The organism is Fibrobacter sp. UWT3 (genome assembly GCF_900230125.1).
GTDB lineage: Bacteria > Fibrobacterota > Fibrobacteria > Fibrobacterales > Fibrobacteraceae > Fibrobacter.
Window position 1 is genome coordinate 429626 of record NZ_OCSS01000003.1, and the last position, 10849, is coordinate 440474.

A 10849-nucleotide genomic window follows, 5' to 3' on the forward strand; every position below is an offset into this window, starting at 1 on the left:
AAAAAAAAACTCTCTGCTCAGGGGTATGAACAAAGAGTTTTCGTTGAGCTACCAGGATTCGAACCTAGACAAACAGAGTCAGAATCTGTTGTGCTACCATTACACCATAGCTCAGTGTGGGCACAACTTTAGAAAAAATTCTTCAGTTGTGCAAGGGGTAATTCCAATTATTTTACAGATTTCGGCAAAGTCGGCGGGGTGTAGGTCATTCCCTGCCATTCCAGCATGTCGCCCTTGGGCAGGTTCACGAAGGTAGTCACCACGTATTCATCGAGCGGGGTTTCCGCCGCCTGCAGGGTCGAAACGACCTTCGTATCGCCAGAATAGAGGAGCAGCTCCTGTTCGCCGGAAGGTATATCCTTGATTCTCAAGGAGTTACAAGTCACCGTACGGACAAAGTGCGCCGTACCCTTCGCGCCCACAACCACGCTGTTCACCATGCAGTTGCTCGACTGCGTAGAATCGCGCGGGTCAATCACGAGGGCAATCGTACTGATCAGCCCGGACTGCGGGGTAAGGCTCGCCTTGCCCAGGTTGAGCGTGTCGTTATCCAGGTCCTTGATTTCGGCATACCTCGCATAGCGGCTCAGGCCCATCATCTTCGTCTTCACGGAATCGCCGAGCCTGTATTCCACGCGGAAACTATCGTAGGGGACGCTGTCGGGCACAGGCAGCCACCAACGGCCCGTACTGTCGGTCACAGTCTGGGCCACGAACTCGGAAGAATCGCCCACGAACTCGAACCCGTAGATGTCGGTAATCGCCATGACCTCGACCCCGGCACAGGGATGCCCCGCACCGCAGGCGACAGAACCCATTATCCTGCTGAGGTTTTCGGGCTCTTCGGGAACCTGCTTCATGAGGCTGTCCACGTCGGAGGTCGTGCTCCAGATAAACGGCCCCACATCGAGTGTATCGCCCGCCTTTGCCTCGAGGGAATCCATGCTCCACACTCGGTAGATGAGGCTATCGGCAATACCCTTGTCCTGGAGCTTCGCCACAATCTGCGGATCGCCCGGGCAGAACCCGAACCACCACGTACCGGCAGGAATCATCATCTTGAACGAATCGCCCGCGAACACGCTCTGCGCGAACGGCATGCCGGGCATGTACACCGTGAAGTGCGACCCGACCGCCACAGCAGGACTGTCCGGTTCGGCGTAGTACATCACGCTCTCGAAGAACGCCGCCTTCTCGAGCTTGATGGTATCCAGGTCCCTGGAACCGCTAACCACGCGCGGCAGGTAAGAGATTTCCTCGGCATCCTGGTCGATAACTGCAATCTGGAACGTATCGGCAATCGCGGAATCGAATGCGAACACGCCCAGCGTATCGGTCTTGACCTCGATAAATTCAGGCACGACCGCCTTATCCTTCGAAGAATAGATTCTCGACATGCGGACGGCGGCTGCAGGCGCACGCGCGCCATCGGTACGGGTAACGGTACCCATCACGGCAGAGGCGGTAAGCATGTTCTCGGTATCGGTAGCGGTACCCGAGAGTTTTTCTGTATCGGAACAAGCAAAAAACAGGGCACTACAGGCGACGGCCAAAGTCAAAGCGTATTTCATTTCGCGTCCTCCCCGTCCTTAACAGACTTGGATTCCTTCTCCTTGCTGAGAGGGAAAAACTGAACGTTCAACTCACACACCATTGTTTCACCGCTATCGGAGCGCACAATATCCAAAACTTCCTTACGGAAAACGTCAATCTTGTTGATGATGCGCTCGAGCCCCTCGGCCGAGACACTCATCGTGGTACAAGATACATTTCTGCGCTCGGTACTGTAGTGGTCCAGGGCGCTTTTCGCAAGGTCAATCATCTGCTTCTGGAACTGGTGACCGAAAATCGGGGCGATTTCGCGCCCGCTCGATATGGTCTTGTTCACGGAGCGGTAGAAGCCGTCTTCGGCAAGGTCGATAAGCCCGAGGTCGAGCAGCAACTGGATAGCCTGCTTCGCCTGCGGGAGCGTAATCTTGGGGTTCAGGAACAGGGCAACTTCCTGAATGTTCTTTTCGTTGATATTGAGTACCGAAAGGGATTCGCGAACCGCCACGTAATACCACTTGCTGTAGTATTCCTGCTGGTTCTTGGTGAGCGTCTTGACCGTGCGGGGCAGAAGCGCCGACATCTGGTCGAATATCTGCTGCTTGGACGCGGGAGTGGTCGCGTGGGTGAAATCCACCATCAGGGTGAAGTAGCGGCTCTCGCGTTCGTTCAGGCCGAGTGCGGCGATGAACTTCGGGAGCATCTGCGGGGTCAGCGACTTGCGGCCGCGGATCAAGTCGAGGTAGAGCCCCGACGAGGAATACCCGGCCTTCTTCGCGAAGGACCTGTAAGAGAAGTAGCGCTGCACGGACTTACGGTACTCATAGTAGTCCTGCAGGTACTTCCTATAGTTGTAATAGGCGTAGACGTTCATTAAAAGCAAAGATAATTTATTTATTTCTTGGGAACACCCCCTTTTTTGCAAAAAGTGGCAAAATTCACCTTTTTCGGACAAAAAGAGCAAAAAAGAACACTTAGAGAACACTTTTTGCTTTTTACCTATACCCTTTCGCCAAAAATTTGGGTATATTTGGAGAACACCCAATCCCATCCCTCGGACCTTCGCTAATACTCCTAGCGAAGGTCCTTTTTCATACCGTGCGCTCGACGTTTCGGGTATCAAGACCTCCGGTAACTCGCGCACTCTCGCCTTCACGGCCGGTTAATACCGGCCGTTCTCGGCTCACGGATAACCGCTCGTTCGTCATTTCGGGTGAGGCCCCTCCGGCTCACGGGAAGCTGCTCTATGTTTATTGCGCCGAAGGCGCCTTTTTATTTTTAAATTTGGGTACATGGATTTCAAGAAGAAGGCTTTAGGGTTGGGCGCGCGGGTACTGCGCATCGCGGGCATCATACTCGTGATATATGTGAGTATGGTGTTCTACCTCGCGCTGACCGAACGCAGGAACGCCTTCCCGCGCGCCATCACGCACAAGGAGGCCCGCGAAGCCATCGCAAGTACCGCGAAGGGCATCACCTGCACTACCGCAGACGGCACCGTTCTCGAAGGCTGGGCCATCGGGAACAGGGGCGACAAAGCCCTCCTCTACTACCCCGACGCCGACGAAGATGCGGCCCAGTTCCTCGCCGAAGTCCAGTCACTGGAAGGAACAACGCTCCTCACGTTCAACTACAGGGGCTCGGGCAACAACAAGGGCACGCCTTCGGGCGAAACCTTCGAACCCGACGCTAACGCCATCCGGGAATGCGCCACCGAATGGGGCGGCGCCCCCGCATTTATCGCGGGTCGCGGCACGGGAGCGATTCTCGCCGCAAAGAACACCAGCAAGGGCCAGACGCTCATTCTCATCGACCCGGTCAAGAGCATCGCAGACGCCATAAACGGAAAATACGGGAACCTTTACCCCAAATTTTTGGTACGTGCAAAAGTGGCCATGCCGGCCGACTTGTCCTATATCACGGAAAACCGCAAGGTACTCGTTTTTGACCGTGAAAAACATCGTGTCAAAAATCACGCATTTTTGAAGGATTTTGACAAACTAGACACCCTGAAGCGGGGCGAAAAAACGCTTCGTAAAACGTTGTCTGTCCCAACAAGCGAACAGCCGTAAACACCCGCGATCCCTTATTTTATGCGGGATTCAGCCTTTCATATACTCTCCCATTGAACAAGTTTCCTTTGTCTAAATTTGTCAGTAATTTACACAAAAACTATCTTTTTTCAAATAACCTTGTCTGAAAAAGGGACTTGACAAAGGGCCCCGAATTATATTAATTTACTTGTTAGGGAGCGAATTAATCATTCACAAGAGGTGTATATTATGGAAAACAAAATTACAATCAAGATGGATATCCGAGGGTTTATCCGTTTTTCCAACCAGGCCGTCAAGGACCTTAAGATCGACAAGAACCCGTACGCGGACGTCGAAATCGATACCGTGGGCAAGCGCATCGCCGTGACCCCGACCAAGACTCTCAAGACGACCTCCTTCCGCTTCATGCCCAACGGCGCAGGCTACCTGCTCTACTTCAAGGGCGCCATGAACAACACCGGTTTCCAGGTCGTTCCCGGTGCCTACACGATGGTCAAGGAAGGCAACAGGGTTGTTTTCTCCGGCAACGCTCCCGCCAAGAAGAAGGGCAGCTGGGAACTGTTCCCCTGCCGTAACTCCGTCGGCATCCCGATGCTCTCCATCGACAGCCGCGGCACCATCATTTTCGACAAGCGTTCCTGCACGGCACTCGAAACCGCGAAGAACGACACCATGGTCGCCGAGTACGACGCAAGCAAGAAGATGTTCAAGCTCACCTTCAGCAAGAAGGGCTTCATCAACGTCCGTACCATCGCAAGCCACGCCAACGCCTCGTTCATGGGCACGCTTTCTTCCCACGGCATCGCCCTTCCCACGAAGAGCTACCGTACGGAATGCAAGATTGCGGGCAAGGTCGTGACCTTCAGCGTCGCACCGCTCATCGCCGAACAGAAGAAGGCAAAGGCTAAGTAACCAAGTAGGCTCCTATGGTAGACGTACTCAAGGCATTCTATTCCGTTCACTACAACTTCGGCATCCTCGCCATAATCATATTGCTTATCGGCATCTTCTTTGCAACGAAGAAGATGTGGATATTCCTTGCGATTACGGTGGCTGTCGTGCTCGTCATGAACGTAGTCCTGTACAAGATGACGGACGGAAAGTCCTGGACCATCGAGGCGGCTGTCGTGAAGAACGCATACGGGACAGAATACAAGGCCGACCCCATGACCTTCTCCGTCCAGAAAAACTGGGTAAGCAAGGAAGGCATCGTGGTGGACCGCGGAGACACCATCCATCACTGGTGCTGGGTCGACCAGCTCTGGGAGGAATTCTCGCAGACTGACGTCATCGGAGCGCTCTGGGGCGAAAACAAGAGCAAGAAGATGATCAAGGCGTCTGAATCGCACGGCGAAGGGGTCGGCGAATAAAAGTTCGCTCTAGAGATTCTCAAGAATTAGCCCGCCTTTTTCCATACGGAGGAAGGCGGGTTTCCATATCCACTCCCCGGGAGAGGCGACCACGCCACCCTCGACATCCCACATGCCTGCGAGATGATGGTGACCGTGGATGCAGAAGTCGCAATTGTTGCGCTTGAGGACGGACTTGCCCCAACTCAGGTATTCTTCGAGGCGGATCTTTCGGGATTCGCCTATTTTTCGGCTATTGCGGCCCACAAAACGCGCAAGCGCCATTCCCCAGTCCGGGTGAACCTGCTTGAAAAGGAAACGGTTCAGCGGGAAGTCGAGAACCCGGCGCATAATCCGGTACCCGAAATCGGATTTGGGAACGCCGTCGCCGTGATGGAAATAAACGCGCTTGCCCTGAATTTCAAGGATCAGGCTCCTGTGGACCTGCACCCCGAGCGCCTTCGGAAAAAAATCCCCGTAGGCAAAGTCGTGGTTCCCGCGCAAGACGTGCACCTCGCAGCCCGCCTGGACAAGTTCACGGAGCGTGAAGAAGAGTTCCATGTGGTTCTTGTTCACGTAGTCGTTGTACTCGTACCAGAACTCGAACAGGTCGCCCACGACAACCAGGTGCGACGCCTTGCCCTTGATGGAGGCGAGGAAGTCCACGAGCATCTTCTCGCGGTCGGGCAACGCTCCCGGAGGGTTTACCCCCAGGTGGGCATCGGATATGAAGTAGGCACAGGATTCCATCACGAGATGAATATAGTAATTGGAAGTTCGTAGTTATTAGTTATTAGTTGTTAGAATATGCGGGTTGCGGGAAGTTTATCGCCAAACAAAAGAATTATATTTAGGGTAATGAATTTTTCCGTAGCAAAATCGCTGGTCTTTGCAGGTTGCGCCCTCCTTGCGGGGTGCTCGATGAGCCTCACGAAATACGACCTGCAGGAATACCCGAAGACTATCCCGTTCTTCGAGCCCATCACGATTGCATACGGCGGGGACACGCTCTACCTCGATACGAACTTGCAGCGCGCCTACACGCGGGTAATAGACACGCTAAGCTACCCGATGGAAAGTTGCCGCGGGGTAGCCCACATCGATGCAAGCGTCTCGCAGGACGAACAGCCAAGCGCCTGGAACGTGGGTCTCGCATTCGTGCCGTTCTGGCCGATTGCCCCCGTGAAAGAAACGTGGACCTACAGGATGGACGTGCGCATTTTTTGCAACGGCTCCCTCACCTTCAAGGCGGAACTCGAAGAAAACGAACACGTGGACGCCTTCTGGTACGGCAAGTTCCGGGCCGACCTCGTGAACGATGCCTCGCAGGAGATGCACCGCAAGCTGCTGGAGCGCATCCGGTACGAAACGCAACTCGGAAGGAACACCGACCTCAATTCCGCGCAGGACTTTTAGCATGCACACTCTCTATATTGTCGCAACCCCCATCGGGAACATGGAAGACATCACCTACCGCGCCGTGCGGATCCTCAAGGAAGTCCCGCTCGTGCTCGCCGAGGACACGCGACACACGCGCATCCTGTTCGACAACTACGGGATAAGTACCCCGATGGAAGCCTACCACGACTTCAACAAGGAGAAGGTGACCCCGAAGTACGTGGAGTTTCTGAAAAACGAGGGCGATATCGCGCTCGTGAGCGACGCGGGAACGCCGGGCGTCGCCGACCCCGCATTCAATCTGGTGCGGCAGTGCGTACGTGAAGGTATCGACGTACGTGCGGTTCCAGGCCCCTGCGCGATGATTACCGCGCTTGTTTCGAGCGGCATGCCCACAGACCACTTCACGTTCCAGTACTTTTCGCCCAAGAAGAGCGCCCAGCGCATCCACCTGCTCGAAAAGCTGAAGGATGAAGAGGCGACGCAGATTTTTTATGCGAGCCCGCACAACATCGACAAGTTCGTCGAGGAAATCGGCCAGGTTTTCGGCGAAATCAAGATTGCGCTGATGCGCGAACTCACCAAGAAGTTCGAGGAACACCTGATTGGCACGCCGGCCGAGATTACGGCACACTTCAAGGCGCACCCGCCCAAGGGCGAATTCGTGCTGATATTCAACCCGAAGGACAAGAGCGGACTGTAAAAACATATGATGGACAAAATTAAGAATTTACTTGGTTCGCTCCCGAAAGTTTTCTGGATTTATTTCGCAGCCCTTTTTATAGCGGAACTTGTCGCGTTCGCGCTCCGGCCCAACGAACCGGGGCTATACTCGAACCCCGTGCACTTCGCGCCGCTCGCCATCGCGCTCGGGTTCCTGTTCACGCGCGAGGCCCGCAAGAACTTCCGCCGCCACATATACACCTACGGCATATTGCAGTTTGCATTCCTCGCCCTCGATTACACCCTCGGGGATTCTACCGGAGTGGGGCATGCTGGCCTGTACCAGATAGCGACCCTCGCCCTCCCGCTGTTTATCTTCTGGCTCGTGCTTTTCGCCCGCTGGAACGTGGCCCGCATCCGCGAGTTCGATTCCCGCAGGGCGCTTCTCCTGAGCGGTATCGCCTGGGGGCTTTTCGCATTCGCCTTCCCGCCTCTCCCGCTCGGGCCCGCCGCCCTCCTGCTTCTCGTGCCCTGGTTCATGGTGCTTGACCGCTACAACAGGAACACCGCGATATTCGCGACGTTCTGGTCGGGAATGATTTACAACACGGTGAACTACTACTGGATTTACAACGTGATGAACGTGGATTCCGCGCCCTCCGGCCTAATCTGCCTCGGCGTGTTCCTGCTCATCGCGTTCTTCAGCGCGTACAGCGTGTTCGCCGCATTCATCTACACGCTCGCAAAGAACATCAAGTTCGGTGGCCGCGCCTGGCTACTCGCGCTCTACCCCATATTCTACGCGGGTCTCGAGATGACGCGCACCCGCGGGGATTTCGCCTTCCCGTGGAGCCACCTCGGTTACGTTTTCGGGAACACGCTCGAATCCCTGCAGGCGCTCTCCGTCATCGGCATCTTCGGGTACACTGCCCTCATCATCGCATCGAACATGATGGTCGCGAAGGCCATCGAAAGCCCGTGGACGCGCAACAGGCGCGACGTTCTCGCGAAACTCCCGCTGGCCGTGCCCGCGCTGGTATACGCCGCCCTCCTGGTTCACGGGAACGTGGTGCTCAGCAGGCCCGAGGCACAGCCCTTCTACGGCGCAGAAGCACCCGAAACGCCCCTGATGGCGATGGTCCAGCCGAGCATCCAGCAGGGGGAAAAGTGGAGCAAGGCGCGGTTCGATTCCATTACCGCAAAGACCTTCGGCATGGTAAACGACAGCGTAATCGCAGGGACAAACCTCATCATCCTCGCCGAGACTGCCGTCCCTGACCACATCCGCAGGCAGCCCGCGACCATCAGGCAACTCCACAGGCTCGCGGAGCGCCACAACGCAGCGGTTCTCACGGGAGCGCTCGATTTCAAGCGCAACGGCCCCGGGAGCCCGCGCAAGTACGACATCTACAACGCGTCGTTCCTGTTCACGCCCGAAGATTCCCATTCTTACCAGCGCTACATCAAGAAGCACCTCGTGCCCTTCAGCGAGCGCATTCCCTTCGACGACATCTTCCCCATCCTCAACTACGTGGACCTGGGCGAGGGCGACTTCGTGCCCGGCAAAGAGACTCCCGTGTACGAGCCGTTCATGTGGACGCCCTTCATCTGCTACGACGCCATCTTCGGCGATCTCGTACGCGAAGCCATCAACGCTGGCTCGCGCCTGATGGTGAACATCACGAACGACGGCTGGTTCGGCCGCAGCACAGCCCCCTACCAGCACCTGAACCTCGTGCGTTACCGCGCCATCGAGAACGGCATGCCCACCGCAAGGCTTGCAAACAGCGGCGTCACGGCATTCATCGACCAGTACGGGCATTTCGACAAGAACACCGAAATCTTTACCGACCGCGTTGTCTCGCGCAAGATGCAGCTCAAGACCCGCGACACGCCCTACCAGCACTACGGTGACAGCATAGAGACCGCCCTCCTGTGGTTCTTCCTGTTGTACCTAATCGCCGTAGCCTCTATGACCATCCGAAATACGGTACGTTCCGACAACCGCAAGTGAAAACTTAAATAAGCGGGGCGTTATAGCCCAACCGGACTTTTCTTCCCGCTTTTTGCAGAACGTCACTCGACATTTTTTGAAAAAAACTGCGTTTTTAGCCCGTGTTTATCTATTTTCCTTCTTGACAGAATGTTTGGCACGCTTTTTGCGACAGCAAAACTGAAAAACAAAACTGAAAAGTAAAAAGCGTAAAACCAATCAACCAAAGAGGTGTATGATGAAAACCAAACTGATTCCCATACTGACACTGTCTATCATGGGTATCTTTGCAACAACGTCCTTCGCTCAGGACGAAGTTGTCCCGGCATCGGACGAAAGCGTTGCTGAGGAAGTCGTTTCTACAGACAAGGCTGACCCCAGGGCTGACCGCGCCAAGGAACGCTTCGAACGCAAGGATGCCAAGAAGGCAGAAATTGCAAAACACAAGGCCGAAATGAAGGCCCTGAAGGAAGAACGTGCCGCGGCCCGTGCCGAACGCAAGGAAGCGAAGAAAGCCGAAATTGCAAGCCACAAGGCCGAAATGAACGCTCTTAAGGAAGAACGCGCAGCGGCCCGCGCCGAACGCAAGGAAGCCAAGAGGGCCGAAAAGGAAGCCCGCAAGGCGAACCGAGTCAAGGGCCACTCGTAATATTCCTGCCGAAAGCAAACCCTAAGGGACGCGATCCAAATCGCGTCCTTTTATATTTCCCAGCTGACGCCCGCCTTGAATTCGGTAAAGAACGTCCGCCTGGGTTCCGTAAAGTACTTGTATTTTTTCGGTATCGCAAAGAACAGCCTATAGAACTGTTCCGCCCCCGCATACACTCCGAACACGCAGGGTTTCCAGGACAAAGTAACCGCCCAGGAACCACTGAGTTTTTCAACCTTTTCGTACTGTTTATCCGGGCCGTCCACTACATACCCGTAGAACAAGTTCGCCTTCGCATCTATCGATATCTCTGTCTTGAACCTGAACGAAAGGGACGGATTGAACGACGGGCCGAACCACTTGAGCCAATACGGCGTGCTGATGGAATCGGCCTCGAAACGCGCACCCGCGAAAACGGAAGCCTTCCATCCGTATTTCACATAACGACGCCACGAGACATAGGCCGCCGCGTACAGGGGACCATCGAGGTTTTCGTACCCCCAAAGGGAGATGCCCAGTTTGTGCGTCCCCAGATGCACGGGCTGAAACTCGAACATGGCGTAGAATTCGGGGACCCAGTCATCGACTTCAGAAACATTGAAGTTCGCCCCGACATCCAGGGCCAGGGACTTGCCGACAAGGCCATACCCCACCCCGAGCGAAGATTCCCACGCGCTCGTATCCAGCGAACGCAAGTCATCCTTGTCTACAAACCAGCCTCCCGACACGCTAAGGTCAAAGGAATGGCTCCAGTTCCAAGAATCGTACTCCAGCGATGCCGTCGCCGCAGTAGCTATTTCGCTACCGAACTCGCTCCCGGAAATTCCGCGGCTCTTGTAAAGCAGCCCGACATACCCCACCCGGCCCGACGAATGGAATTCCCAGGAATCGGAGAAGAGCGCCTCGTTGTAGTCATCGATGATTTCCTGGAGTTCCGCCGTATAGGGGCCACCCGCAGTCACGGCAGAATCAAAGAGAGCAAGAGCCCGCGTGATATCGCCGGCCTCTTCCGCCTTCAATGCACGGTAGTAGAGTTCCCCCTGGGTTTCCTCGTCTGCAAGAGAAAGGCCCGCAAGGAAAAACAACAAGCAACAAACAACCACACGACACCGCATAACCACCAGTAAATATACCTAAAAAAGCGCCACGGAGAGCATTCGCCGCATCACAACATTTTTGCAAACTTTGCCCAAAT

11 protein-coding genes and 1 tRNA gene are annotated in these 10849 nt (G+C 55.2%); 7 read left to right on the plus strand and 5 right to left on the minus strand.

What is annotated here, in order from left to right; genetic code table 11:
* Window positions 1–43: 43 nt before the first annotated feature.
* From CRO08_RS13335 to CRO08_RS13345, 3 genes are all read right to left on the minus strand, one after another.
* Window positions 44–114: transfer RNA gene (locus CRO08_RS13335), tRNA-Gln, on the minus strand.
* Between the two features lie 53 nt (window positions 115–167).
* Window positions 168–1571, minus strand: coding sequence for a hypothetical protein (locus CRO08_RS13340; RefSeq protein ID WP_097036597.1), 1404 nt, complete (start codon window positions 1569–1571; stop codon window positions 168–170).
* The gene (locus tag CRO08_RS13345; protein ID WP_072808341.1) at window positions 1568–2422 is read right to left on the minus strand and encodes a TIGR02147 family protein; all 855 of its coding nucleotides are present in this window, start codon (window positions 2420–2422) and stop codon (window positions 1568–1570) included. Before CRO08_RS13345 ends, CRO08_RS13340 begins: the two co-directional genes overlap by 4 nt.
* A gap of 418 nt (window positions 2423–2840) precedes the next feature.
* Here CRO08_RS13345 and CRO08_RS13350 point away from each other — a divergent pair, with 418 nt between their 5' ends.
* From CRO08_RS13350 to CRO08_RS13360, 3 genes are all read left to right on the plus strand, one after another.
* Window positions 2841–3620, plus strand: a complete 780-nt coding sequence (locus CRO08_RS13350) for an alpha/beta hydrolase (RefSeq protein WP_097036598.1) — start codon at window positions 2841–2843, stop codon at window positions 3618–3620.
* 210 nt (window positions 3621–3830) lie between these two features.
* The gene (locus CRO08_RS13355) at window positions 3831–4514 is read left to right on the plus strand and encodes a hypothetical protein (RefSeq protein ID WP_097036599.1); all 684 of its coding nucleotides are present in this window, start codon (window positions 3831–3833) and stop codon (window positions 4512–4514) included.
* A 14-nt stretch (window positions 4515–4528) separates the two neighbouring features.
* Window positions 4529–4972 carry a hypothetical protein gene (locus CRO08_RS13360; RefSeq protein WP_072808347.1) on the plus strand — a complete coding sequence of 148 codons (444 nt, stop codon included), beginning with the start codon at window positions 4529–4531 and terminating at the stop codon, window positions 4970–4972.
* A 9-nt stretch (window positions 4973–4981) separates the two neighbouring features.
* Here the strand turns inward: CRO08_RS13360 and CRO08_RS13365 are convergent, their stop codons facing one another.
* On the minus strand, window positions 4982–5701 hold the full coding sequence (locus tag CRO08_RS13365) for a UDP-2,3-diacylglucosamine diphosphatase (RefSeq protein WP_097036600.1): 720 nt from the start codon (window positions 5699–5701) through the stop codon (window positions 4982–4984).
* 108 nt (window positions 5702–5809) lie between these two features.
* Here CRO08_RS13365 and CRO08_RS13370 point away from each other — a divergent pair, with 108 nt between their 5' ends.
* The 4 genes from CRO08_RS13370 to CRO08_RS13385 all read left to right on the plus strand — a co-directional run bounded on the left by CRO08_RS13370 (window position 5810) and on the right by CRO08_RS13385 (window position 9654).
* Entirely contained in the window at window positions 5810–6367 is a 558-nt protein-coding gene (locus CRO08_RS13370; protein ID WP_097036601.1) for a hypothetical protein, read from the plus strand.
* Window position 6368: 1 nt separating this feature from the next.
* A complete protein-coding gene (gene rsmI, locus CRO08_RS13375; RefSeq protein WP_097036602.1) occupies window positions 6369–7052 on the plus strand; it encodes a 16S rRNA (cytidine(1402)-2'-O)-methyltransferase in 684 nt (227 codons plus the stop codon).
* Window positions 7053–7058: 6 nt separating this feature from the next.
* Window positions 7059–9026, plus strand: coding sequence for an apolipoprotein N-acyltransferase (gene lnt / locus CRO08_RS13380; protein ID WP_255252385.1), 1968 nt, complete (start codon window positions 7059–7061; stop codon window positions 9024–9026).
* 214 nt (window positions 9027–9240) lie between these two features.
* On the plus strand, window positions 9241–9654 hold the full coding sequence (locus tag CRO08_RS13385; protein WP_141398378.1) for a hypothetical protein: 414 nt from the start codon (window positions 9241–9243) through the stop codon (window positions 9652–9654).
* A gap of 50 nt (window positions 9655–9704) precedes the next feature.
* Here CRO08_RS13385 and CRO08_RS13390 read toward each other — a convergent pair whose 3' ends face one another.
* Window positions 9705–10769 carry a hypothetical protein gene (locus tag CRO08_RS13390; protein ID WP_141398379.1) on the minus strand — a complete coding sequence of 355 codons (1065 nt, stop codon included), beginning with the start codon at window positions 10767–10769 and terminating at the stop codon, window positions 9705–9707.
* Between the last annotated feature and the right edge of the window lie 80 nt (window positions 10770–10849).